Annotated in this window: 22 protein-coding genes and 4 tRNA genes; 7 read left to right on the top strand and 19 right to left on the bottom strand. The window is 41.1% G+C overall.

Annotated elements, in window-relative coordinates; genetic code table 11:
- Position 1: 1 nt before the first annotated feature.
- From rpsG to MMU07_RS16500, 17 genes are all read right to left on the bottom strand, one after another.
- The gene (gene rpsG, locus MMU07_RS16580; protein ID WP_113924100.1) at positions 2-469 is read right to left on the bottom strand and encodes a 30S ribosomal protein S7; all 468 of its coding nucleotides are present in this window, start codon (positions 467-469) and stop codon (positions 2-4) included.
- An 18-nt stretch (positions 470-487) separates the two neighbouring features.
- Positions 488-913: a 30S ribosomal protein S12 gene (gene rpsL / locus MMU07_RS16575; RefSeq protein WP_113924099.1), complete on the bottom strand. Its 426-nt coding sequence runs from the start codon at positions 911-913 to the stop codon at positions 488-490.
- 100 nt (positions 914-1,013) lie between these two features.
- Positions 1,014-1,343 (bottom strand): DUF3467 domain-containing protein, encoded by a 330-nt coding sequence (locus MMU07_RS16570; protein ID WP_241127424.1) that lies wholly within the window; start codon positions 1,341-1,343, stop codon positions 1,014-1,016.
- 69 nt (positions 1,344-1,412) lie between these two features.
- A complete protein-coding gene (gene rpoC, locus MMU07_RS16565) occupies positions 1,413-5,726 on the bottom strand; it encodes a DNA-directed RNA polymerase subunit beta' (protein ID WP_241127423.1) in 4,314 nt (1,437 codons plus the stop codon).
- 47 nt (positions 5,727-5,773) lie between these two features.
- Positions 5,774-9,649: a DNA-directed RNA polymerase subunit beta gene (gene rpoB / locus MMU07_RS16560; RefSeq protein ID WP_241127422.1), complete on the bottom strand. Its 3,876-nt coding sequence runs from the start codon at positions 9,647-9,649 to the stop codon at positions 5,774-5,776.
- Between the two features lie 153 nt (positions 9,650-9,802).
- Positions 9,803-10,186, bottom strand: a complete 384-nt coding sequence (gene rplL, locus MMU07_RS16555; protein WP_241127421.1) for a 50S ribosomal protein L7/L12 — start codon at positions 10,184-10,186, stop codon at positions 9,803-9,805.
- A gap of 56 nt (positions 10,187-10,242) precedes the next feature.
- Complete coding sequence (rplJ, locus tag MMU07_RS16550; protein ID WP_241127420.1) at positions 10,243-10,779, bottom strand: 50S ribosomal protein L10; 537 nt, start codon at positions 10,777-10,779, stop codon at positions 10,243-10,245.
- A 2-nt stretch (positions 10,780-10,781) separates the two neighbouring features.
- A complete protein-coding gene (gene rplA / locus MMU07_RS16545) occupies positions 10,782-11,480 on the bottom strand; it encodes a 50S ribosomal protein L1 (RefSeq protein ID WP_241127419.1) in 699 nt (232 codons plus the stop codon).
- 10 nt (positions 11,481-11,490) lie between these two features.
- Positions 11,491-11,934, bottom strand: coding sequence for a 50S ribosomal protein L11 (gene rplK / locus MMU07_RS16540; RefSeq protein WP_241127418.1), 444 nt, complete (start codon positions 11,932-11,934; stop codon positions 11,491-11,493).
- Between the two features lie 3 nt (positions 11,935-11,937).
- Complete coding sequence (gene nusG / locus MMU07_RS16535; RefSeq protein WP_241127416.1) at positions 11,938-12,495, bottom strand: transcription termination/antitermination protein NusG; 558 nt, start codon at positions 12,493-12,495, stop codon at positions 11,938-11,940.
- Between the two features lie 13 nt (positions 12,496-12,508).
- The gene (gene secE, locus MMU07_RS16530; protein WP_241127414.1) at positions 12,509-12,697 is read right to left on the bottom strand and encodes a preprotein translocase subunit SecE; all 189 of its coding nucleotides are present in this window, start codon (positions 12,695-12,697) and stop codon (positions 12,509-12,511) included.
- 18 nt (positions 12,698-12,715) lie between these two features.
- Positions 12,716-12,786 (bottom strand) — tRNA-Trp (locus MMU07_RS16525).
- Positions 12,787-12,902: 116 nt separating this feature from the next.
- Entirely contained in the window at positions 12,903-14,090 is a 1,188-nt protein-coding gene (tuf, locus tag MMU07_RS16520; protein WP_241127412.1) for an elongation factor Tu, read from the bottom strand.
- A 62-nt stretch (positions 14,091-14,152) separates the two neighbouring features.
- Positions 14,153-14,224 (bottom strand) — tRNA-Thr (locus MMU07_RS16515).
- 32 nt (positions 14,225-14,256) lie between these two features.
- A tRNA-Gly gene (locus tag MMU07_RS16510) sits at positions 14,257-14,329 on the bottom strand.
- A 50-nt stretch (positions 14,330-14,379) separates the two neighbouring features.
- Positions 14,380-14,462: transfer RNA gene (locus tag MMU07_RS16505), tRNA-Tyr, on the bottom strand.
- Positions 14,463-14,615: 153 nt separating this feature from the next.
- Positions 14,616-17,231 (bottom strand): M1 family metallopeptidase, encoded by a 2,616-nt coding sequence (locus MMU07_RS16500; RefSeq protein WP_241127410.1) that lies wholly within the window; start codon positions 17,229-17,231, stop codon positions 14,616-14,618.
- 49 nt (positions 17,232-17,280) lie between these two features.
- On the opposite strand from MMU07_RS16500, the gene MMU07_RS16495 reads away from it, so the two are divergent.
- The 3 genes from MMU07_RS16495 to frr all read left to right on the top strand — a co-directional run bounded on the left by MMU07_RS16495 (position 17,281) and on the right by frr (position 19,163).
- Positions 17,281-17,775 carry an acyl-CoA carboxylase biotin carboxyl carrier protein subunit gene (locus MMU07_RS16495; protein ID WP_241127408.1) on the top strand — a complete coding sequence of 165 codons (495 nt, stop codon included), beginning with the start codon at positions 17,281-17,283 and terminating at the stop codon, positions 17,773-17,775.
- Positions 17,776-17,878: 103 nt separating this feature from the next.
- The gene (gene pyrH / locus MMU07_RS16490) at positions 17,879-18,589 is read left to right on the top strand and encodes a UMP kinase (RefSeq protein ID WP_241127406.1); all 711 of its coding nucleotides are present in this window, start codon (positions 17,879-17,881) and stop codon (positions 18,587-18,589) included.
- A gap of 13 nt (positions 18,590-18,602) precedes the next feature.
- Complete coding sequence (gene frr / locus MMU07_RS16485; protein WP_241127403.1) at positions 18,603-19,163, top strand: ribosome recycling factor; 561 nt, start codon at positions 18,603-18,605, stop codon at positions 19,161-19,163.
- A 267-nt stretch (positions 19,164-19,430) separates the two neighbouring features.
- Here the strand turns inward: frr and MMU07_RS16480 are convergent, their stop codons facing one another.
- Entirely contained in the window at positions 19,431-20,231 is an 801-nt protein-coding gene (locus MMU07_RS16480) for a purine-nucleoside phosphorylase (protein WP_241127401.1), read from the bottom strand.
- 27 nt (positions 20,232-20,258) lie between these two features.
- Positions 20,259-21,095, bottom strand: coding sequence for a purine-nucleoside phosphorylase (locus MMU07_RS16475; RefSeq protein WP_241127399.1), 837 nt, complete (start codon positions 21,093-21,095; stop codon positions 20,259-20,261).
- Positions 21,096-21,364: 269 nt separating this feature from the next.
- On the opposite strand from MMU07_RS16475, the gene MMU07_RS16470 reads away from it, so the two are divergent.
- The 4 genes from MMU07_RS16470 to MMU07_RS16455 all read left to right on the top strand — a co-directional run bounded on the left by MMU07_RS16470 (position 21,365) and on the right by MMU07_RS16455 (position 26,301).
- Positions 21,365-22,156, top strand: coding sequence for a PepSY-like domain-containing protein (locus MMU07_RS16470; protein WP_241127397.1), 792 nt, complete (start codon positions 21,365-21,367; stop codon positions 22,154-22,156).
- A 66-nt stretch (positions 22,157-22,222) separates the two neighbouring features.
- Positions 22,223-22,759: an RNA polymerase sigma factor gene (locus MMU07_RS16465; RefSeq protein WP_241127395.1), complete on the top strand. Its 537-nt coding sequence runs from the start codon at positions 22,223-22,225 to the stop codon at positions 22,757-22,759.
- 6 nt (positions 22,760-22,765) lie between these two features.
- Complete coding sequence (locus MMU07_RS16460; protein ID WP_241127392.1) at positions 22,766-23,629, top strand: FecR family protein; 864 nt, start codon at positions 22,766-22,768, stop codon at positions 23,627-23,629.
- A gap of 104 nt (positions 23,630-23,733) precedes the next feature.
- Complete coding sequence (locus MMU07_RS16455) at positions 23,734-26,301, top strand: carboxypeptidase-like regulatory domain-containing protein (RefSeq protein WP_241127382.1); 2,568 nt, start codon at positions 23,734-23,736, stop codon at positions 26,299-26,301.
- The last annotated feature ends 28 nt before the right edge of the window (positions 26,302-26,329 follow it).

Raw genomic sequence — 26,329 nt, 5'->3', positions numbered from 1 at the left:
ATTAAAATCTAAAATGTGAGAATGCTTTGTTTGCTTCAGCCATTCTGTGTGTATCATCCTTCTTCTTCACTGCAGCACCTTCGCCTTTTGAAGCAGAAATGATCTCACCTGCAAGTCTGTCCATCATTGTCTTCTCACCTCTTTTTCTGGCGTAAGTGATCATCCACTTAATACCTAGGGACGTTTTTCTTTCAGGTCTAACTTCCATTGGAACCTGGAATGTAGCACCACCAACTCTACGACTCTTCACCTCTACAGCTGGAGTTATATTGTTAAGCGCTTTTTTCCAAACCTCAAGACCGTTCTCACCTACTTTTGATTCTACCTTCTCGACTGCGTCGTAGAAGATTTTGTAAGCAATACTCTTCTTACCATCTACCATCAGACAGTTCACGAACTTGGTTACCAAGGTGTCGCCGAACTTCGGGTCAGGAAGAATATATCTCTTCTTTGGTTTCGCTTTTCTCATTTCTTTAACTAGTTTTTATTATTTCTTTTTTGCTGGAGCACCTTTTGCTGGGGCACCTTTAGCAGCTTGACCTGGCTTAGGTCTCTTAGCACCGTACTTGGAGCGACCTTGCTTACGGTCTTTTACTCCTGCTGTATCCAATGCACCTCTGATAATGTGGTAACGTACACCTGGAAGATCCTTCACACGACCACCTCTGATCAATACGATAGAGTGTTCTTGCAAATTATGACCTTCACCCGGAATGTAGGCGTTTACCTCTTTACCATTCGTCAATCTTACCCTGGCCACTTTCCTCATCGCTGAGTTAGGCTTCTTAGGCGTGGTAGTGTACACCCTGGTACAAACACCTCTCCGTTGAGGACATGAATCCAAAGCTCTCGATTTGGATGTGGTCTCAAGGGTGGTTCTACCTTTTCTTACTAACTGTTGTATAGTAGGCATTAACTGATAAAATTTATTTTTCTTCCTTTAACTTGTGAATTTTGGACTGCAAAGGTATGCAAATAGGTAAAACAAACAAAATTAAGCTGTTATATTTTTGTCAAGCTTCGCCAAAGTTCCCCCCAAAATTTAAAGGAAAACTCGGACCTTCTGAACCGCCCTCTATTTTTCCGAAAGCCTGTTCATATTTACTGATATTATCTTTTAAAGCAGCCAAAAGTCTTTTAGCATGATCAGGGGTCATAATGATCCTTGATTTCACTTTTGCCTTCGGCACACCCGGCATCAGCCTGATAAAATCAATCACAAACTCTGAATTAGAATGGGCTATCATAGCAAGGTTGCTATAAATACCTTCTGCAACTTCTTCTGAAAGTTCAACATTGATCTGTTGATCGATTATTGGTTTTTGTCCTTTACCGTCTTCCATGGTGATTTTGGTTTGATGAAAAAAGGCCTGTATGGGATACAGGCCTTTCATATTTGGATAAATCAATTACTATTTAACTGTTTCTCTGGATTTGTTGAATGACCTTTCTTTTTCTGCAGAAAGTCTGTCATAATCCTCCTGAGAACCAACGATAATTTCTGCGAAACCTCTCTGTCCGGTACCTGCAGGAATCAAATGTCCTACAATTACGTTTTCTTTCAAGCCCAACAACTCATCACGCTTGCCTCTGATGGCAGCTTCGCTCAATACCTTGGTCGTCTCCTGGAAGGAAGCAGCCGAGATAAAACTTTCAGTTCCCAAAGAAGCGGCGGTGATACCTTGCAAGGTTGGCTGAGAAACTGCTGTTTCTGCATCTCTTACCTGTACAAGTTTCAAATCCTTACGCTTCAAGCTTGAGTTTTCGTCTCTCAGTCTTCTTGAAGTGATGATCATACCTGGCTTCAAAGTCGAAGAATCTCCCGCATCCATGACAACTTTCTTGTCCAGAATGTTGTCGTTTTCTTCCCTGAATGCCCATTTGTCGACCACTTGGTTTTGAAGGAATCCTGTGTCACCTGCGTCAAGGATTTCAACTTTCTGCATCATCTGGCTTACAATAACCTCGATGTGCTTGTCATTGATTTTTACACCTTGAAGTCGGTAAACTTCCTGGATTTCATTCACCAAATACTCCTGTACTGCTGTTGGACCCTTGATAGAAAGGATATCACTTGGCGTGATAGCTCCGTCTGACAATGCCTCACCTGCACGGATAAAGTCGTTTTCCTGAACAAGGATATGCTTGGAAAGAGAAACCATGTATCTTTTCTTCACGCCATCTTTAGATTCGATGAAGATTTCACGGTTACCTCTTTTGATACCACCGTAAGTTACCACACCATCGATTTCAGAAACTACTGCCGGGTTGGAAGGATTTCTTGCTTCAAACAATTCAGTAACTCTTGGAAGACCACCGGTAATGTCTCTGGTTTTTCCAACAGATCTTGGGATTTTCACTAAGATTTGACCTGATTTTACCATTTCACCAGCTTCTACTGCCAAGTGGGCACCCACAGGAATATTGTAAGATTTGCTTTCTTCGGAACCGTAGTTTACTACGACAGCAGGGTTTTTGGTTTTATCCTTGGTATCAATGATAACTTTCTCTCTGTAACCCGTCTGGTCATCGGCCACTTCTTTGAAAGTAACACCTTCAATGATGGAGTCGAATTCAATCTCTCCGTCAAATTCAGAAAGGATTACGGCATTGTATGGATCCCACTTACAAAGTGCATCTCCTTTGCCGATTTTTTGACCATCCTTTACGTTCAAAGTAGCGCCATATGGCACGTGGTTTGAAACCAAAGTTTTTCCGGTCTTAGCATCGTTGATTTTAATCTCACCTGATCTACCCATTACCATTGATACTGGTTCACCTTCTTTGGTGGTAGTATCAATCCATCTCAATTCCTCGTCAAATTCTACAACACCTTCAAACTTGGCAGTGATGCTTGCTTCAACGGAAATGTTGGAGGCTGTACCACCTACGTGGAATGTTCTCAACGTCAACTGCGTACCCGGTTCACCGATGGACTGTGCGGCAATTACACCGACAGATTCACCGTTTTGTACCATTCTACCTGTGGCAAGGTTACGTCCGTAGCATTTTGCACAGACACCTCTTCTGGTTTCACAAGTAAGTACTGACCTGATTTCGACTTCCTCTATGGTAGATTCGTCTACTTTTCTAGCGATTTCTTCAGTGATTTCAATTCCTGCAGGAACAACAAGTTCTTCAGTCACAGCATCATACACATCGTGTACAGATACTCGACCCAGGATTCTTTCAGAAAGTGGTTCGACGATTTCGTCATTGTCTTTCAAAGCCTGAACAACCAGGCCTCTCAAAGTACCACAATCCTCTTCAGATATAATCATGTCCTGAGCGACATCAACCAATCTTCTTGTCAGGTAACCAGCATCCGCAGTTTTCAATGCAGTATCGGCTAGACCTTTACGTGCACCGTGAGTAGAGATGAAGTATTCCAATACATCAAGACCTTCTTTGAAGTTCGAAAGAATTGGGTTTTCGATGATTTCACCTACAGAACCTTGAAGGTTTTTCTGTGGCTTGGCCATCAAGCCTCTCATACCACCCAACTGACGGATCTGCTCTCTAGAACCTCTGGCTCCGGAGTGCATCATCATGTAGATGGCATTAAATCCTTGCTTATCCTCTTCCATCTGTTTCATCAGGATGTTGGTCAGGAAGGAATTCGTTCTGGTCCAAATATCAATTACTTGGTTGTATCTCTCATTGTCTGTGATCAGACCCATGAGGTAGTTATTCCAAACCTGATCGACCTCATCTTTCGCTTTAGCGATCAAAGGATCTTTTTCAGCAGGAATAATAACATCATTCAATCCCATGGACAGTCCACCAGCATATGCCATTTGGAATCCAAGGTGCTTGATATCATCTAGGAATTGTGCTGTTCTGGAAACTCCACAAATCTTCACAACTTCTGAAATGATTTGCTGCAGTTTTTTCTTGGTCAACAACTCATTGACAAAGCCTACAACCTCAGGAACAAACTGATTGAAGATCAATCTACCTGCAACAGTTTCAATGACTTTTTCAACCAATTGACCATTTTCATCCCTTACATGCACTTTACACTTGATAAATGCATGTTGAGAAATTCTACCTTCATTCAAAGCTATGATTACCTCTTCTTCTCCATAGAAAGTCATACCCTCTCCAAGGACAATTTCTTCAGGAGTGGATCTCTTTCCTTTGGTCACATAATACAATCCAAGAACCATGTCTTGGGAGGGAACCGTAATAGGTGCTCCATTGGCAGGGTTAAGGATGTTGTGCGAAGAAAGCATCAAAGTCGATGCTTCCAATATCGCTTCATGTCCAAGTGGTACGTGAACAGCCATCTGATCACCGTCAAAATCGGCGTTGAATGCAGTACATACAAGTGGGTGAAGCTGAATCGCTTTTCCTTCGATCAATTTTGGTTGGAAAGCCTGTATACCTAACCTGTGCAAAGTTGGAGCACGGTTTAGCAATACGGGGTGTCCCTTCAATACGTTTTCAAGGATATCCCATACTACAGGATCTTTTCTGTCAACAATTTTCTTGGCAGATTTTACTGTCTTTACAATACCTCTTTCGATCAGTTTCCTGATGATAAATGGTTTGAAAAGCTCAGCAGCCATATTTTTGGGGAGACCGCACTCGTGAAGTTTCAATTCAGGTCCAACGACAATAACCGAACGGCCTGAATAATCAACCCTTTTACCGAGTAAGTTTTGACGGAAACGGCCTTGCTTACCTTTCAACATATCTGAAAGAGATTTCAAAGCACGGTTGCCATCCGATCTTACAGCATTTACTTTTCTTGAATTGTCAAACAAAGAATCGACAGCTTCTTGAAGCATCCTTTTTTCATTTCTCAAAATGACTTCAGGGGCTTTGATATCTATCAATCTCTTCAGACGGTTATTTCTGATAATTACCCTTCTGTAAAGGTCATTCAAATCAGAAGTGGCAAACCTACCACCATCCAAAGGAACCAATGGACGCAATTCTGGTGGAATAACAGGGACCATCCTTACGACCATCCACTCAGGACGGTTCTCGATTCTGGTTCTAGCTTCTCTGAAAGCTTCTACAACTTTAAGTCTTTTCAAGGCTTCAGCTTTTCTCTGCTGAGAAGTATCTGTAGCTGCTTGATGTCTCAAACTATAGGACAAGTCATCCAAATCCAATCTGGACAGAAGCATTTCGATTGCTTCGGCACCCATTTTGGCAATAAATTTATTTGGATCATCATCATCAAGCATCTGGTTTTCTTTTGGAAGCTTATCCATGATGTCCAGGTACTCGTCTTCAGTCAAGAAGTCAAGATATTGCACACCGTCTTCAGCCTTTAGACCAGCTTGAACGACCGCATATCTTTCGTAATAGACAATTTGATCCAGTTTTTTGGTTGGAAGACCCAATAGGTACCCGATTTTGTTTGGCAGGGATTTGAAGTACCAGATGTGAGCAACAGGCACCACCAATTCGATGTGTCCCATTCTCTCTCTTCTTACTTTCTTTTCAGTAACTTCAACACCACATCTGTCACAGATGATACCTTTATATCTTATGCGCTTATATTTTCCACAATGACATTCCCAGTCTTTTACAGGACCGAAAATCCTCTCACAGAACAAACCACCCATTTCAGGCTTGTAGGTTCTGTAGTTGATTGTTTCGGGCTGCGTTACTTCACCATGTGAACTATCCAGAATGGATTCTGGAGAGGCCAAACTAATAGTGACTCTGGAAAAGTCGTTGTTTAGTTTTTTGTTTTTTCTGAACGCCATAATTGTCGAAGAGTATGTGAAGGGCCTTACGGCCCATTGAAATTTTATTAATCAAGGGTAATTTCTAGTGCAAGACCTCTTAGCTCGTGAACCAATACGTTGAATGATTCAGGGATATTTGGCTTAGGAAGGTTTTCACCTTTTACTATAGCCTCATATGCCTTGGCTCTACCCACCACGTCATCAGATTTCACAGTCAAGATTTCCTGCAACACATGGGATGCTCCAAATGCTTCAAGCGCCCAAACCTCCATTTCTCCAAAACGCTGACCACCAAACTGGGCTTTACCGCCCAAAGGCTGCTGCGTGATCAAAGAATATGGTCCGATAGACCTTGCGTGCATCTTGTCATCCACCAAGTGACCGAGTTTCAACATGTAGGTAATCCCTACAGTTACCGGCTGATCAAATCTCTTACCTGAAAGACCATCGTATAGGTATGTCCTACCATAAGAAGGCAATCCTGCAAGGTCAAGTTCATGAGATACTTCTTCCATAGTGGCACCGTCAAAGATTGGCGTAGAATACTTCTTGCCAAGCTTCATACCTGCCCAGGCAAGAACTGTCTCATAGATCTGACCGATGTTCATCCTAGAAGGTACACCAAGTGGGTTGAGTACGATATCCATTGGAGAACCATCTTCCAAGAAAGGCATATCTTCCTCTCTTACGATTCTGGCCACAATACCTTTGTTACCGTGACGCCCTGCCATCTTATCCCCTACTTTCAATTTACGTTTTTTGGCAACATAAACTTTGGCAAGCTGAACGATACCCGCAGGAAGTTCATCTCCCACTTCAAGGGTAAATTTATCTCTCTTGAATCTACCTGAGATTTCGTTTCTGGAGTTCACATAGTTCTTAACCAATTTCTGGATCAAAACATTGGTATGCGCATCTTCAGTCCAATCATCAAGGATGATATCAGAAATCAAATTAGCCTCCTCAGGAACATTGTAATTGGACTCATCTCTGTATGGATTTTTTGCAGGGAAAAGGTTTTGTTCAATATTTTTCAAATTGAACTTAACCCCTTTGCTGATAATCTCATCACCGAATTTATGTCTTACACCTTGAGACGTCTTACCGTCAAGAAGCGTGACCAATTTGTTGATCATTTTAGCACGGATTCCCAAAAGATCCTTGGCATATTTACCCTTCAATTTTTCAACCTCAGCTTTTGACTTGGCCCTAAGGTCTTTGTCTTTCTTAGGTCTTGAGAATAGTTTGGTCTCGATTACAACACCATTCAATGATGGAGAAGCTTTCAAGGAAGCATCCTTAACATCACCGGCTTTATCTCCAAAGATTGCTCTCAACAACTTCTCTTCCGGAGTCGGATCAGTTTCGCCTTTTGGAGTGATTTTACCGATAATGATATCACCTTCTTTCACCTCTGCTCCAACTCTGATGATACCGTTTTCGTCAAGGTTTTTAACAGCCTCTTCAGAAACGTTAGGGATCTCAGAAGTCAATTCTTCTTCTCCCCTTTTGGTATCTCTTACTTCAAGTTGGAATTCTTCTATGTGAATAGAAGTAAACACATCTTCTCTTACTACTCTTTCAGAAATTACGATCGCATCTTCGAAGTTATATCCTTGCCAAGGCATATAAGCCACCATCAGGTTTTTACCTAAAGCCAACTCACCATTGTTTGTAGAATAACCTTCAACGAGTACCTGTCCTTTGGTTACTTTTTCTCCCTTCAGTACTAATGGGGTAATGTTGATGGTAGTATCTTGGTTGGTTCTTCGGAATTTAACCAATTCATAAGTCTTATACTCATCACTGAAGTTGACCAAAAGATCATCTTCAGTAAGGGCATACTTGATGGTAATTTTGCTTGCATCGACATATCTTACTACGCCGTCTGCTTCAGCCAATACCAAAGATCTAGAATCGGTTGCGGCTTTTGCTTCCAGGCCAGTTCCAACAATTGGAGCCTCAGGCTTCAATAATGGAACAGCCTGACGCTGCATGTTAGATCCCATCAAGGCACGGTTGGCATCATCATGCTCCAAGAAGGGAATCAAAGATGCTGCCACTGATACAATTTGATTGGGAGCAACATCCATATAGCTGATTTCTTTTGGTTCTAAAACCGGGAAATCACCTTCAAATCTTGCTTTTACTTTTTCGTTGATAAAGATTCCATTGGCATCCAATGGCGCATTTGCCTGTGCAATGTTGTTGTCATCTTCTTCTTCTGCAGTCAAGAAAACAATATCATTGGCATTCATGCTTACTTTACCTTCTTTCACTTTTCTATATGGAGTTTCGAGGAAACCCATTGAGTTCACTTTAGCATGAACACAAAGCGAGGATATCAAACCAATGTTTGGACCTTCCGGAGTTTCGATCGTACACAAACGCCCATAGTGCGTATAGTGAACATCTCGGACTTCAAATCCTGCTCTTTCCCTTGAAAGTCCACCCGGACCCAATGCTGATAATCTTCTCTTGTGAGTAAGTTCCGCAAGTGGATTGGTCTGGTCCATGAACTGAGAAAGTTGGTTGGTACCAAAGAAGGAATTGATTACAGAAGATAATGTACGGGCATTGATCAAGTCAACAGGCTTGAAATCTTCATTGTCACGGACGTTCATCCTTTCTCTGATTGTTCTTGCCATACGTGCAAGACCAACTCCGAATTGACTGTACAACTGTTCTCCTACTGTACGAACCCTTCTATTGCTCAAGTGATCGATATCATCTACAACTGCTTTGGAATTGATCAAGCCGATCAAATACTTCACAATGCTAATGATATCTTCAGTTGTCAAAACAATTTTCTCAGGATCAATCTGTAATCCTAATTTTTTATTGATTCTGTATCTACCGACTTCACCTAGATCGTATCTTTTATCAGAGAAGAAAAGGCCGTGAATAACTTCACGGGCAGTTGCCTCATCAGGGGCTTCCGTGTTCCTTAGTTGACGGTAGATAACTTCAACTGCTTCTTTTTCGGAGTTGGAGTTGTCTTTCTGTAGGGTATTATAAATAATAGAGAAATCAGCTACATTCACATCTTCTCTATGAAGAATAATTGACTTAGCGCCTGATTCCAATATCAAGGATATATCTTCATCTGTTAGAATAGAATCCCGCTCCAACAAGACTTCATTTCTATCGATCGACACTACTTCACCTGTATCCTCATCCACAAAATCCTCAACCCAAGTGCGGAGTACCCTTGCTGCAAGTTTTCTACCTGACACTTTTTTAAGGTTGTTTTTTGTAGCATCGATTTCTTCGGAAAGGCCAAACAAATCAAGAATCTCCTTATCTGATCCAAAACCAATGGCTCTTAGCAAGGTTGTAACAGGGAATTTTTTCTTTCTGTCAATGTAAGCATACATGACATTATTGATGTCAGTAGCAAATTCGATCCAACTACCCTTGAAAGGAATAATTCTGGCAGAGTAAAGCTTGGTACCGTTGGTATGTTTGCTTTGTGCAAAGAATACACCCGGTGATCTATGTAACTGAGATACAATTACCCTTTCTGCACCATTGATCACAAATGACCCTTTTTCGGTCATGTAAGGAAGATTACCAAGGAATACTTCTTGCTCAATGGTTTCAAAATCTTCATTGTCTTCATCGTGACAGAGAAGACGTAATTTTGCTTTGAGAGGAACAGAATAAGTCAGGCCTCTATCGATGCACTCCTCAACGCTATATTTTGGAGGATCAACTGCGTAGTCAATAAATTCAAGGGTGAAATTTTCACGGGAATCCGAAATTGGAAAATTCTCTGAAAATACCTTAAACAGACCATCTTGCCTTCTTTTTTCAGCGGGAGTATCCAATTGGAAAAAGTCTTTGAAAGATTGTAATTGGATATCTAAGAAATCCGGATAGTCTTTGACTACCTTAATAGATGAGAAACTTTTCCTTACGGTTTGATTCTGGATAGCCAAGGCAGTATATGTTTTAGTGATAATGAATAACTAAATGCGACAATTTTCGCTTAGAATAATGCAATTTATTACCTGTGCACAAACAGGAAAAGACCTGACTATTCAGTCAGGTCCTAATTTATAACCTTTGCCTAGAAGGAAAGGTTATTCAAATTATTTAATCTCTACTTCGGCACCAGCTTCTTCAAGAGACTTCTTCAAAGCATCAGCTTCATCTTTAGCGATACCTTCTTTAACAGCTTTAGGAGCTCCGTCAACCAATTCCTTAGCTTCTTTCAAGCCAAGACCGGTCAATTCTTTCACTAGCTTCACAACAGCCAATTTCTGACCGCCAGCAGCTTTCAAGATTACATCAAAAGAGGTTTTTTCTTCCACTTCAGCAGCACCGGCACCGGCACCACCAACAGGACCGGCAACAGCAACAGCAGCAGCTGCAGGCTCAATGCCATATTCATCCTTCAATATATCAGCCAATTCTTTTACTTCTTTTACAGTCAAGTTTACTAACTGATCAGCAAGTTGTTTAAGATCTGCCATTGTATTAATATTTAAATTGTTGATTTTTTTTTAACTGATTTGATAACTATAATATTTTACTCTTTTTCGGAAAGGGTCTTGACAAGACCTGCCAACGTATTCTGACCACTTTGAAGGGCAGAAATAAGGTTTTTGGCAGGAGATTGAAGAAGCGCAATAACATCTCCAATAAGCTCTTGCTTGGACTTGAGGTTGGATAATACATCCAACTGATCTTCGCCTAAGAAAATTCCTGAGTCTATTGAAGCACCTTTAAACAAAGGTCTCACTTCTTTTTTACCAAGTTTCTTTCTGAAATCTAGGATTACTTTTGCAGGAAGATTACCGGTCTCTTTTGAGAAGATAATACCTGTGAATCCTTTTAAAGCTACTTCTGAAAATTCAGTATAGTCTGCATCAAGGTTTTCCAACGCTTTTTTGATCAGCGTATTCTTGTAAACCTTGTACTCTACACCTTTATCAAAACAAGCTCTTCTGAAGGCATTTACCTGTGCCACTGTAAAACCTGAAGCATCAGTGATATAGAAGTAGGGATTTTCCTTAAACTTCTCGGTAAGACCTTCGATTATTTCTAATTTTTCTTCTCTAGTCATGATTAAATACCTTGAAAACTTCCTTTATCTACTTTCACTCCCGGAGATTGTGTACTTGACAAATGAATGCTCCTGAAATATGTTCCTTTAGAAGAAGATGGTTTCAGCTTGGAGATGGTGTTGATAAGTTCTTTTACATTATCCTGAATTTTTTCAGGTTCAAAAGATACTTTTCCAACACTTGCATGGATAATACCGAATTTGTCTACTTTAAAATCGATTTTACCAGCTTTAACCTCTCTGACAGCTTTTCCAACTTCCAAAGTAACTGTACCAGATTTTGGGTTAGGCATCAAGCCTCTAGGTCCCAAAACCCTACCAAGTCTACCTACTTTAGCCATCACGTTGGGCATTGTTATGATGACATCAATGTCAGTCCAACCGCCTTCAATTTTAGCTATGTAGTCATCAAGACCTACATAATCAGCACCAGCTTCTTTAGCCTCCTCTACTTTGTCAGGTGTACATAGCACCAACACTTTAACGTCTTTACCTGTGCCATGTGGCAATGCCACCACACCTCTCACCATCTGATCGGCTTTTCTAGGATCAACACCCAAACGGACATCGATATCTACAGAAGCATCAAACTTTGCACTGGTAATTTCTTTAACGATAGAAGAAGCTTCCTCTAGGGAGTACAGCTGGCTTGAGTCGTACTTAGAAAGAGCTTCTTTTTGCTTTTTTGTTAACTTAGCCATAATTGTATTATTATATCTCCCAAGGGGCTTTACCCGAAACAGTGATACCCATACTTCTAGCAGTACCTGCAATCATTTTCATGGCAGATTCCACTTTGAAAGCGTTTAAGTCAGGCATTTTCACCTGAGCAATTTCCTTTACCTGATCCCAAGTAACGGAACCTACTTTTTTCCTGTTAGGCTCTGCGGAACCACTTTTGACCTTCGCAGCCTCAAGCAGCATGTTTGCAGCAGGAGGAGTTTTTACTACGAATTCAAATGTTTTGTCAGAGAAAACAGTAATCAAAACAGGCAATACCTGACCCATTTTATCTTGGGTTCGGGCATTGTATTGCTTACAGAACTCCATGATGTTCAAACCCTTGGAACCAAGAGCCGGACCAACCGGAGGTGATGGATTTGCCTGGCCACCTTTCACCTGTAATTTCACATAACCTGTGATTTCCTTAGCCATTTCTTAATCTTGTTTTTCTACTTGTATAAAGTTTAATTCTACCGGTGTATTTCGACCGAAGATCTTGACCATAACATTCAATTTCTTCTTGTCTTCAAACACCTCTTCAATAACTCCCGAGAAACCACTGAAAGGACCGTCCATTACTTTGACTGTCTCTCCAACTATAAATGGTGTATCGAGCTTCACGGCAAACTCATCAATCTCCTCAACTCGTCCTAAGATTCTGTTGATTTCAGACTGGCGTAATGGCTCAGGGGTTTTGGAAGCTCCCCCCTGGTTTGATCCTAAGAAACCGATGACACCCGGGATACTTGTAATAACGTGATTGGCTTCACCGTGAGTCAAATCCGCATTGATCAAAACGTAGCCGGGGAAGAAATTTCTCTCTCGGACTCTCTTTTTGCCATTACGCATTTCGTAAACTTTTTCGGAGGGTATCAAAACCTCAGGAATAAATTCCTCAAGTTTTTGACGGACAATTTCATTATCCAAGTAAGACTTGGTTTTTTTCTCTTGTCCGGCTACCACCCTAAGTACGTACCACTTATGTTCAGCCATCAGTATTATTCAATTAGAATAGATCGTAAAACCATTTCATTAACTTTTCGAATCCCAAGTCTATCGCCCCGATTACAAGGGCAAAAATGAGAGATGCGACTATTACCAAAACAGCACTGTTTTGCAAAAACGAATACGAAGGCCATGTGACCTTATTTTTCATTTCGTCGATTGATTCGATAACAAAACTCTTAATATTCATGGTTTACTACATTTTGTGCACGGGCAGAGAGATTCGAACTCCCATCAACGGTTTTGGAGACCGCTATTCTGCCATTGAACTATGCCCGTAGAATTTTAAGTCCCCAAAAGGAACGCAAAGGTAGTCAGAAATGGGATGAGATACAAATGCGATCCTAAAATTTTATTCAGGATCGCATTTGAAATTATATAAATTCTAAAACTTGTTAGTCAAGAATTTCAGTCACCTGACCGGCACCTACTGTTCTACCACCTTCACGGATAGCGAAACGAAGACCTTTCTCAAGTGCTACTTTGTTCAATAAGTTAACTTCAATTGTAACGTTATCACCTGGCATAACCATTTCGACGTTTTCAGGAAGCATGATTTCTCCGGTAACGTCAGTCGTTCTCAAATAGAACTGTGGACGGTATTTGTTGAAGAATGGTGTATGACGTCCACCTTCTTCTTTGGAAAGAACATAAACTTCGGCCTTGAAGTGAGCATGAGGCTTCACAGAGTTTGGCTTACAGATAATCATACCTCTTCTGATTTGAGATTTTTCTATACCTCTCAACAAAAGACCTACGTTATCACCTGCTTCACCTCTGTCAAGGATTTTACGGAACATCTCCACACCAGTTACTGTAGACTTAAGTCCCTCAGCACCCATACCGATGATATCTACAGGATCTCCAGAGTTGATTACACCTCTTTCAATTCTACCAGTAGCAACAGTACCACGTCCGGTGATTGAGAATACGTCTTCCACAGGCATCAAGAAATCTTTGTCGATCAAACGCTCAGGAATTGGAATATAATCATCAACAGCATTCATCAACTGCATAACTGTATCTTCCCACTTAGCTTCACCGTTAAGTGCACCAAGAGCAGAACCCGCTATTACAGGGATGTTATCTCCATCAAAATCGTAGAATGAAAGAAGTTCTCTGATTTCCATTTCCACAAGCTCAAGAAGCTCAGGATCGTCCACCATATCAACTTTGTTCATAAATACAACAAGCGCAGGAACACCTACCTGACGTGCAAGAAGGATGTGCTCTCTTGTCTGAGGCATAGGTCCATCAGTGGCAGCTACTACTAGAATAGCACCGTCCATCTGAGCAGCACCTGTAACCATGTTTTTCACATAATCAGCGTGTCCAGGACAATCTACGTGAGCGTAGTGTCTTTTCTCTGTAGAGTATTCTACGTGAGAAGTATTGATTGTAATACCTCTTTCTTTTTCTTCCGGCGCGTTGTCGATAGAAGAAAAATCTCTTAATTCAGAAAGACCCTTTTTCGCCAAAACTGTAGTAATGGCAGCAGTCAAAGTTGTCTTTCCATGGTCTACGTGACCAATCGTACCGATGTTAACGTGCGGTTTTGAACGGTCAAAGGTTGCTTTTGCCATGCGTGAAAATCCTCTGTTTTAGTTAAGGTTATAATTTATTTAAGTTTTTTTAAATGTTTCAGAGCCAACGACGGGAATTGAACCCGTGACCCCTTCCTTACCAAGGAAGTACTCTACCCCTGAGCTACGTCGGCTGATAACATTCGCTCTGCTTATAAAAGCATAGAGCGGGAGACGAGGCTCGAACCCGCGACCTGCAGCTTGGAAGGCTGCCGCTCTACCAACTGAGCTACTCCCGCTTTTGAAATGCTGTGCAAAAGTAATAAATTATTTTGCAATTCACACTTTGTGGGGGAAACAGGATTCGAACCTGTGAAGACATAAGTCAACGGATTTACAGTCCGTCCCAGTTGGCCGCTTTGGTATTCCCCCAACTGACTTTTTGCTAAGAATTTAACCCAAATCGAGTTTTTGTATTCTTAACGGATGGCAAAATTATACCCTTTTCCTAAACATTCAAAATTATGCCTGAAAATTTCAAGGTATTTTTTAAATGCCTGCATTAATCACATAAAAATCAATGATTTAATTTTTTTCAAGGTATTGAGAGAGGAAAAATTCCTCATATCTTTTGGCTAATTCATCCTTTTCGAGTGAGAATAATTCTTTTGCTTTTTCCAATACTCCCGGCTCATCTATGAATCCAAACAGTCCCATAAAGGCCCCAATCCTGACGTAATTGGAGGTGTTATCTTTTGCAATGGCATATAAATTATTAATTGCTTTCTCGGTTCCTTCACCAGGATTCTGTACAAAATATTCGCTGTAATATCCGAGGAAATAATAAAGTGATTGGCCACTTTGCACACTTAATTTGTCGTGAAACCAATCCGATTTACCCGCAACAAGATTTGTGATATAGTATTCCGCCACTGGCACCAATAACCTGATGTTTTTTTCGGATTCAAATTTTGTTGCCAATTCTCCTCTTTGTGCATTGTTTTCATTTTCCAAATACGCCGCCAATGCAGCCCCTGACACATAATAGGAAGGATGATCCAACCATTTCATGAAATAAGGAGCATATTTATCCGGGTCTAACAAACTCAGCATTTCAATGGCGCCTTGCTTCACTGTATTCTTGGGATCTGTTTCCGCCATTTCAAATAATCTCTCTTCAAGACCTGAAATTTCCAATAACCAATCCGGATGCTGGGCTACATGCATGATAGCAGCTTCCCTGATCGCCCAAAAAGGGTCATTCAATGCCTTTCCAACCAAGGAAGCAACTTCCGGATCATCTGCAAATGAATTAGCCAAACTGTCCAATGCTTCGAATCTTGAAACTCCCAAAGTTGAAATGTTGAACTGTTTTTTGAAATGGTCAGCGCCCCTAGAGGATCTTTTTTGCGCCAACAACTCCAAGGCTTCATCCACATACAATTCAGTCAAAGGAACTTTGTTTTCTATTGCAAATTGTTGCCAAGCTTTGTCCAAGACCAATTCTTTTTCATATCTCTTGCCCTCATGGTACCAACTTACTTTAAACGGAATCCTATACAAAGGAGTCTTGGTCAAATCCTGCCTTTGGGACACAGTCAGCAGAAGGTTTTCAGGTTGGCTGTAATCCACCTCATATGCTAGAATGGGATGCCCTGAACCAAGGAACCATTGGTTGAAATACCAATTGAAGTCTTGTCCTGTAACCTGTTCAAAAGCCAGCCTTAGGTCGTGAACTTCAACACTCGAAAATGCATGCTTGGTCAGGTATTGCTTTATAGCTTCAAAAAAAGCCTCATCTCCAATATGTCTTCTAAGCATGTGAAGAATCCTTCCTCCTTTTGCATAGGAATGGCTGTCAAACATATCTTCAGAATCTTCATGGTAAAAACGGATCAGATCAACCTGTTTTTCTTGTGATTCCTCAAAATATTGTTCCATTTCAGAAATATGGTGCATGTCTGCATCATCCTTTCCGTTTTTATATTCATACCACAAGTATTCGGAATAGTTAGCAAAAGCTTCATTCAATGTCAGGTTTGCCCAAGATTCATTGGTAACATAATTTCCAATCCATTGATGAAATAATTCATGCGCAATGATACCGTCCCACTCCGAATCAATCGCTCCCCTGGCGTCCAGGTTTAGTTCCTCCATGAATACCGAGATCGTGGTATTCTCCATCGCTCCTGATACAAAATCGCGGACAACAACCTGATCATATTTTTGCCAAGGATACCTGACTCCAAGGACTTTGGAGAAAAAACCGATCATCTCAGGTGTATTTTGGAATACCGTTTTTGCTCCTTCTTCAAATTCTTTTTCAACATAGTACCTTACAGGCATTCCTTCCCACTCGTCCTGGATCTCCACATAGTCCCCGACAATCACCGCTGCCAAATAGGGGGCATGGGGCAAGTCCATCACCCAATGGTCCGTTCTTGTACCATCTCCATTTTCTTTACTTGATTTCAAAATACCGTTACTGATTGTCCTGTATTTTTTATCAACCGTCATTCTGATATCCTGGGTCATTCTTTCATTCGGAGAATCTATGGTAGGAAACCACTTGGAATTATGTTCGGTCTCCCCCTGCGTCCAAATAAGCGTAGGTTTATTGGGTTCCTCTCCCCGTGGATTGATAAAGTACAGCCCTTTGGTATCGGTAATGGCCGCGCTTCCAAGTTGGGGATTTTCATTTGGCTTGGCTGTATACTTTATTCTGACAGTAAGGGTATCTTTTGAAGTATATGTTTGGGGCAAATAAGCAGTCACTATTTGACTGTCATATCGGAAATTCAACTCAGTTTCCTTTCCTTTATTTATCAAGGAGAAAACATGGATATCAAAATCCTGTGCGTCAAGGACTAGCTCCCTTTGTGGATAAAAGTAAGGTTTCAATGTAAGGACAGCGACACCATTCACCCACTCTTTCTGATAGTCAAATGACAAATCCAAAGCTGTATGCAACAAGTCAAAATGCCTTGTGTCAGAACCTCTATAGGCAGCAATCTTATATTCTAATGCCGGAATCAAAGCCTTGATTGAGGAAGAGTCGATGGATACAGGATCTTCAATTGCCTCATTGGAGGCTTCTATTGCCTTTTGGACCTCCTGGTCCGCCACGGGTTTTGAACTTTGACATGACCAAATCAAGAAAACAGAAATGGCAAAAAGTGCCTTGGGTTTATTGAATACCATGAAAATGCTTTTTAAAGATTAATTGTATATTTATCGCAAAATAAAGGAAATGTATTCAGTTAGTATCAAGAATTCGGTTTTTGAGGTAGAAAAATCAAAAGAAACGGTAAGTGTAAACGGAAATATCCTTGATTGGGATATTTCTGAAATTCGAACCGGACACTACCATGTCCTTTACAACAGCCAATCATTCAACCTGGAATTGGTCAGTCTGGATGTAGAAACCAAAACAGTAAAACTCAAACTCAACAATAAACCTTGTGAGATAACGATAAAAGACAAATTTGACCTGTTGTTGGAAAAACTTGGAATGAACAACCTCAAGAGTCAAACTGCCAAGGAAATAAAAGCACCCATGCCGGGGCTGATATTTGATATCAAAGTCAAAGAAGGCGATGAGGTAAAAAAAGGAGAGGCGGTACTGATTCTGGAAGCCATGAAAATGGAGAACATCTTGAAATCCCCTGGAGACGGAACCGTCAAAGCCATCAAAATAAAAAAAGGACAAAGTGTGGAGAAAAATCAGGTTCTGATCCAATTTTAAGAAGCCATGGGTTTAGATTTCTAAAGTAAGGCTTTATATTTGTCGGATTTATCAATTTACCAACCTGATTGAGTTAGCTCTTTTTCACATTTAAAAACCAACAATGAAGTATAAAAGGATATTGCTGAAACTTAGCGGAGAGGCGCTGATGGGAGAAAAAAACTACGGAATTGACTCCAAAAGACTTGAACAATATGCCCAAGAAATCCGACGAGTAAAGGACTTAGGAGTAGAAATCGCCATTGTCATCGGAGGAGGCAATATTTTTAGAGGAGTTCAGGCAGAAAATGCCGGAATTGACCGGGTTCAAGGTGATTACATGGGAATGCTTGCCACATTGATCAATGCAATGGCTCTTCAAAGCGCACTTGAGCAGGGAGGCATGTACACCAGATTGATGTCAGGAATCAAAGTTGAAAGTGTATGCGAGCCATTTATCAGGAGAAGGGCTATCCGTCACCTAGAAAAAGGCAGAATCGTCATCTTCGGAGCAGGCATAGGCAACCCCTATTTCACTACTGACTCCACCGCAGCTTTGAGGGCAATAGAAATCGAAGCTGATGTGGTCCTGAAAGGAACGCGGGTAGATGGAGTATATACAGCAGATCCTGAAAAAGACAAAAGCGCAACCAAGTACAGTTCACTTTCTTACCAAGAAGCCTACGAAAAAAACCTGAATATCATGGATATGACGGCCTTTACCCTTTGTCAGGAAAACAACTTGCCTATCATCGTTTTTGACATGAACAAACCTGGCAATCTTGACAAAATTGTCATAGGAGAAGATATCGGAACATTAATCACTTCAAACTAATACAGACAAAACTATGGAAGAAATTCAACTGTACCTGGAAGAAGCCAAAGAATTGATGCAAAAAGCGGTCAACCACACAATTGCTGAACTGTTGAAAATCAGGGCCGGTAAAGCCATGCCCAACCTGTTGGATGGAATCATGGTCGCCTATTACGGCTCTCCTACTCCACTTCAGCAAGTAGCTTCAGTGACCACACCGGATGCGAGAACCCTCACCATAAAGCCATGGGAAAGAAACCTGATCAACGAAATCGAAAGATCTATCATCAACTCTGACCTTGGCCTTGCTCCTCAAAACAACGGGGAAATCATCATCCTGACGATTCCGCCTATGACCGAGGAAAGGAGAAGAAACTTAGTAAAACAAGCCAAAAACGAATGTGAATCAGGGAAAATCTCCATCAGAACCGTGAGAAAAGAAACAAACGAATCACTCCGGAAACTCCAAAAAGAAGGAGCATCTGAGGATGAAATCAAAAGAGCAGAAGATTCCGTCCAAAAATTCACTGATGGCTATTCTGCCAAAATCGATGAACTTCTTGTGAAGAAAGAACATGAGATTATGACGGTTTGATCAATATCATCGATATTAATTGATACTGGATATTGATTGATATTGGTTCAGATTCAAACGTGATTATTGTTTATTCAAGTTAATTTGAAGATTGCAAAATCTATAAAAGGCTTCCATTATACCGTGGGAGCCTTTTTTAATTATTTCTTTTTGGACAGGAGCGAAATAATGTGAGTTGGTGTCAAAACCTGTTAATGGGTTGGTGTACAAACTAATATCCATTAATATCTAATATCAATCAATATCCGATCACTTTGAAATCTCATCCTATAAAACAGCCTTAACCAACTCCACCAACTTCTTTCCCGCTTTATTTGCAGTAGCCACAACGTCAGCATGGGTAAATTCTTTGGCAACTTTTGGAATACTTTCATTGGTAATCACAGATATCCCCAAAACTTTTATGCCCATGTGGTTGGCGGCGATCACTTCGGGAATAGTACTCATCCCGACAGCATCTCCCCCTATAATCCTGCAATACCTGATTTCAGCTTTGGTCTCCAGCTTTGGCCCCGGCAATCCGATATAGGTTCCCGTTTTCAGCTTGATCCCCACTCTTATGGCAGCGGACTTGGCCTTTTCCAACCAGCTTAGATCAAATGGTTGGCTCATATCGGGAAACCTTGGGCCAAACTCTTCAGTGTTTTTTCCACGCAGGGGATTTTCAGGAAGCAGACTGATGATATCTTCTATCAGCATCAAATCCCCAACCTCAAATTCTTCATTTAATCCCCCGGCAGCATTGGTGATGACCAATCTTTTGATCCCAACCAATTTCATCACCCGCAAGGGAAAAACCACATCTGCCATGTCGTAGCCCTCATAATAATGAAAGCGGCCGTTCATTGCCAAAATGGCCACACCTTCCAAATCTCCAAAAATCAAATCCCCACCATGACCTTCGACGGTCGCAACAGGAAAGTGAGGAACCTGCGAGTAAGGAATCCTTTTCTTAATGTCGATTTCATCCACCAATCCTCCAAGACCTGAACCCAAGATGATAGCAGTCTCGGGGAATTCGATAATCTGTGATTTCAAAAAATCAACTGCAGCCTGTTCCTTTATCATAGCATTGAGTGAATCAGATAGTCAATTTCAAAGTGATTTTACCAATTCCCGTATGATCAGACTCATGCCCGGTTCGGCTTTGGCAGCTCCTGCCAAGACTTCCGCAAGGCTGATTTTCCTGACCTTTCCGGGAGAGCAAAGGTCTGTGATTGCGGATATCGCAAAAACAGGCAATTCCATATGTCTCGCCACGATGACTTCAGGGATTGTGCTCATTCCTATCGCATCGCCGCCTATCGTTCTGAGGTATTTGTATTCGGCTTTGGTTTCGAGGTTTGGACCCTGCACAGCGGCATAAACTCCCTGATGGACTTTCAGCCCGTTGGAGGTAGCGATATCCAAACCTTTTTTGACTAAAGACAGGTCATAGGGTTCGGACATATCCGGAAACCTCACCCCATATGCATCGAGGTTTTTGCCTCTTAGGGGATTTTCAGGAAAGAGATCAATATGGTCATTGATGATCATGAGTTCGCCGATGTTGTAATCAGGATTTAAACCTCCTGCCGCATTGGAGACAAAAAGATGTCCGATACCCAATTTTTTCATCACACGCACCGGAAAGGTCACTTCCTTCATGGAATAACCTTCATAATAATGAAATCTTCCCTGCATGGCGACGACAGATTTACCCGACAACTTCCCAAAAATCAATTTTCCTTTATGGCTTTCTACCGTGGAAATGGGGAAAAATGGAATAGTGTCGTAGGACACTTCCAATTCAATCTCAATATTTTGGATCAATTGTCCCAAACCGGTGCCTAGAATAATACCCACTTGAGGAGTTTTGGGATATAATCTTTTGATATAGTCAAAAGCAAAATCAATTTGCTCAGCATAAGTAAGCGTGGATGGTGAGGTCATATTGTAAAATTTCCCCAAGGTAGGAATTCTTGAGTTATTGGGAACCTACTTTAGTCAGAGAGAACTAAGTAATAGAAAAAATCAAAATTCAGATTCCAATTAACCTGAAAGCGTTTTCGAATGAAAGTATGAAGTCTGATTAAAACTCCGGTTGATTTAAAGTTATACTAGTGAAAAATATTTTTCATCACCCTACCAACCATTTCTACAACAGCCTCCGTATTGGTTCAAATTCAAAAATTTTATGTTCCACAAAAACTGAAAACAACATGTTAAAGAAAATTTTAATGGCTTCCATTTTTATGGGAATTATCAGTGGATGCCAACAGGAAGAAGGATTGCCGGGAGAGGATATATCTGTCACAGAAATAACCGACGTTGATCTTCCCCAATCGGCGGTAACATTTATTTCTGACAATTTTGAAGGAGAGGTGGTAACTTCCGCTTTTCGGATTACCGACGGTAGGGAAGTTTCATTTGAAGCAAATCTCACCAATCAGATGAATTTGGTGTTTTCCGAAAATGGCAGGATCCAGGCTTTCGGAGAAGATGGCGCGGAAGTGGATTGTGAAGGAAGACACAGAAAAAGAGGTGGCTTTGGCCGTCCTCCGAGAAGGCCGGGAGAAGATGGACCTAAGCCAAATGTTATCGACCCTGCTGATTTGCCGGATGCTGCTAAAGAATACTTGAGGGAAAACTATTCAGAAAATGTAATAATTAAGGTCATTTTCATTGAGAGGGGGGCATTGAATCAATACCATGTCCTTGTCAAGGAAATAGGGATCGTGATTTTCGATGCAGACGGAGAGTTTTTGAAATTGAGGGAAAGACCGGTAAGAATCTGCGCAAATTTCCAAAAAATTGAAATTGAAGACCTTCCTGAAACCATTGCCTCCTACGTCGCCGAGAATTATCCCGACAATGAAATTTTGAGAGCACGCAAGGGTACGAGAAAAGGAGAAGTGGAGATTCATGTCTTGGTGGCCGGCATAGGCGCTTTGATTTTTGACGAAAGCGGAGAGTTTATTGAATTGAAAACCTGTGGAATGCATAAAGGATAAGTATATATTTGGTTTGGCTTTGACTCCGGGGATCGAAATATTTCCGGAGTCATTTCAACATTTCGAATGACAGAAGAGGAAAAGCACTTGATTTTGGGATGCAAGTCCAACCAAAGAAATGCACAGGCAGCGTTTTATAGGAAGTATTATGGCTTTGCCATGAGTATTTGTCTGAGGTATTCCCACTCCAAGGCCGAAGCCGAAGAAATGATCAATGATGGCTTTTTGAAGGTATTTACCAACATAGAAACCTACAATCCTGAACTTGAAATCAAAGCATGGATGAGCAGGATTTTTGTCAATACAGCCATAGATCATTTCAGAAAGAATAAAAAACATTACTTCCAGGATGATATCGATCAGGCATACGATGTGTCAAGCGGATCCGAAGATGCATTGGAAGCCCTTTCGGCAGAGGAAATAATGGTGCTGGTCCAAGGTCTTTCACCTTCTTACAAAATCACCTTCAACCTCTATGTCATGGAAGGGTACAAACATCATGAAATCGCAGAGAAACTCGGGATTTCTGAAGGGGCATCTAAATCCAATCTGTCTATCGCAAGGGCAAAATTAAAGCGGGCACTTTTGGAAAAATCCAATTAAAGAAAAATGGAAAAGTTTGATAAAATAATTAAAGACAAGCTATTATCCTTTCCTACTGTGGAAAAGCCAAATGAGGATGCCGTTTCAAACATGATGGATTTGCTTGATCAGGAGCTTCCTTTGGAGTCCAAAACCCGGGTCTTTCACCCCATAGCTGACGCCAAAAAACCAATTCACATTGTCTATAAAATAGCAGCCTCATTGACCTTGATCGTCATTTCCCTTTATGCCCTGATCGTATTCAATGAAATAACTGTCGAAGTGGGCAAAATGGCATTTGAAAAAGTAGAATTGCCTGACCGATCGGTCGTCAATATGAATGCTGATTCCCGAATCGTGTACAATAAATTTTTATGGAATTTCAGAAGAAAAGTGACCTTTGAGGGGGAAGGATTCTTTGAAATCCAAAAAGGTGAAAAATTTGAAATCCATTCCACTTTAGGATTGACTCAAATCCTGGGCACGAGTTTTAACATTTATTCCCGGCCGGGAAAATATGAGGTGGAATGCCTCAGCGGCAAAGTAGCAGTCACTTCCAATGCCACACAGAAAAAAGTGGTACTCTTACCGGGTGATGGGGTGGCTATTGTCCAATCTGATCTGCAGTCTTATTCCCTTTCTACTTCAAGCAGCCCCACTTGGCTGATGGGTGAATATTATTTTGAAGAGGAGAATGTAGAAGATGTCATCTCAGAATTAGAAAGACAATTTGACCTTGAAATCTCGTTTCCTAAGGAATTAAGAAATCAAAAATATACAGGATACTTCGACAATAAGGACCTGGACAAAGCGCTCAAATTGATTTGTGAACCCCTGGGTTTACAATACGTCCGCAACGGCAATTTATTGGAGTTTACATTTACCAAATAAACCTACAGATCAAAATATCATCTAAATCCAAAATACTGATGGCCGCTTCCCCATAGAGCTTGTTGTTTCCACAACAAAATGAGTTTCAATCATCGAAAACCCGCATGCTGAGAACCCTCTTTCCTGTACTTTTTTTTCTTCTAATTGCCAATGTCACGTTGGCAAATAGGGCAACTGTGGTCAATGAGGAGTTTAGAAATGTTCCCCTCAAAGAAGTCATTCAGGTTTTGAAAAGAAACTACCGACTCAAGGTCGCTTTCAGTGAAAAAAATGTCCGGGATGTTTTGGTCAATGTAAGCATACAGAATCTTTCGATTGAGGAAGCCTTTGTGAAGATTTTGGAAAATACAAACCTCAGCTTTGAACTGATAGATGAGAATACCATCATCATCAAAAAGCAGAAGCAACGGCAAAATGAACCGCTTGCATTTTCTGAATTTTCAGGAGTCATCAGTGATGCCCTTACAGGTGAAAACTTACCTTACGCGACGGTTTGGAATGAGGAAAACCAAAGAAACTTTCTGTCAAATGAGGAAGGCTATTTTTTCATTTCAGATACCGGAAAAATCAACAAGATCCGTGTTTCCTATCTTGGGTATCAGGATACTGTCATCGTACTCAGTGAACAAAACCAACATAAAAGAATAAGGATTGGGCTGAAAGCCAAGCTGACAGAGCTGGCAGAATACATTATTGCAGATCAGGAAATTGACCATTTCAGCACAGGAGGTCAGGCGGGCAAAATCACTTACAACCCCATCAATACCAGGCAGACTCCTTCCGTGGGAGAGGTGGATGTATTGAGATCCCTTCAGTTATTACCGGGGGTAAATGCGACCAATGAAATTTCTTCCGGACTCAATATCAATGGCGGGACCAACAACCAGAATCTGTTTTTATTCGATGGATTCACCGTGTATCACGTTGACCATTTTTTTGGGTACTTCAGCGCTTTTAATCCTTATGCTATCAAGTCTTTGAGACTTTACAAAGGCGGTTTTGAAGCAAAGTATGGGGGCAGGGCGTCAAGTGTTGTCGATATTTCGGGAAAGGATGGGAACCGAAATGAGACAAAAGGTTCCTTGGGATTTAATTTGCTCAGCGTCAATACGTCCCTGGAAGTCCCCTTGTCTGACAAAGGCGCCACTTTATTCTTTTCGGGTAGAAGGTCTTACACTGATGTGTGGTCTTCTTCGTTGTTTGAGGATATTTTTTCCATCTTCGAGAGCAGCATAACCGAAGGCGCGCGGGGTACTTTATTCCCGCGGAATATCCAAACTGAGGTAAAACCTGATTTTTACTATTCAGATATCAACTTCAAAATATCTTCCAAAGTAGGCGCCAAAAATCAAATTTCATTTAGCTTTTATGACAGCAATGATTTGCTGAACTATACGGAAAATTCACAGGTAAATTTTAGAGATACCCTTTTAGTGTCAACAAAAAAGCTGGGGGTAATAAACTGGGGAAACGTGGGAACCTCCCTGAATTTTTCCAGGCAATGGAATAGCACCAATCATTCAAGCGCCCTTATTTCTTATTCATTTTACGAAAGCACTTTTCAGGAAATAGCAACTTCTGACGTCAAATCATCCAGTCATGGAAATTTCCAGACTGTAGCATCACAGGATCAGCTCAATAATATCGAGGATCTTACCATCAAACTCGATCATGAATGGACCCTTGGAAATTCAAGCACCATCGAAACAGGAATATCAGGCTCTCTGTATAACAATCAGCTGCAATACGTGGCAAATGATTCTTTGCTGGTGGACAAATCCGAGCTAAACGAATACCTATTCGCACATTATTTACAAGGGACTTTTGTCCTGAGTCCTAGCTTCTCTATCTCACCGGGACTTCGTAGCAGTTATTTTTCTTCCACCGGGAAAATTTATTTTGAGCCCAGATTTTCATTTATCCATAAACTAAATGAGTCACTTCAATTAAAGGGAGCGACAGGGATTTATAACCAGTTTATCAACCAATCCAATACCAAGAATGTCCTGGAGGGAAGCCGTGATTTCTGGATTTTGGCCAATGGCAAGAATGTTCCGGTTCAGATGGCTTGGCATGGCTTGTTGGGGATTGAATATGCGGTAAACAAAAACCTTTTCACTTTGAGCTTATTCCAAAAAAACTTTGAAGGATTGATGGAATACGCGTTTAGAAATGGGAGTCTGATAACCCAATTTGAGGACCAAAACAGGGTCTTCACTTCAGGAGATGGGATAGCCAAAGGGGTGGAAATGATGGTCAAAAGAGATTTGGGAAATTTTTCAAGTTGGGTGACTTATACCCTGTCTCAGGTAAAATATACCTTTCCAAGGATTAATCAGGGCAGGGCCTTTTTTGCAGACCACGATCAGCGTCACGAGATCAACTGGTTTGGGGTATATGCATTCAAGAATTTTGAGTTTTCGGCTACTTGGATTTATGGTTCCGGAAAGCCGTTTTCCTCCTTTGAGGAGGTTGTCACCAGGCCATCAAATTCCCAGAATGGGCCTCAGATAATTCAGATCCAGATTCCTGAACGGAATGGCGAAAGATTGCCGGCATACCATAGGTTGGATGTAAGTGCAAGGTATTTTCTAAATCTTGGCAAGTCCAGGGCCAATGTTTTGTATCCATCCGATAAACCCCATATTTCCTGGCCGGTGATTACTTCGTAAAGTTGCATTATGAAAAAGATCAGCAACG

Origin of the sequence: Cognataquiflexum nitidum (assembly GCF_022538055.1) — a bacterium.
Classification (GTDB): Bacteria; Bacteroidota; Bacteroidia; order Cytophagales; family Cyclobacteriaceae; genus Cognataquiflexum; species Cognataquiflexum nitidum.
Note: the sequence above shows the minus strand (reverse complement) of the source record. Positions and strands in the feature narration are given on the sequence as shown.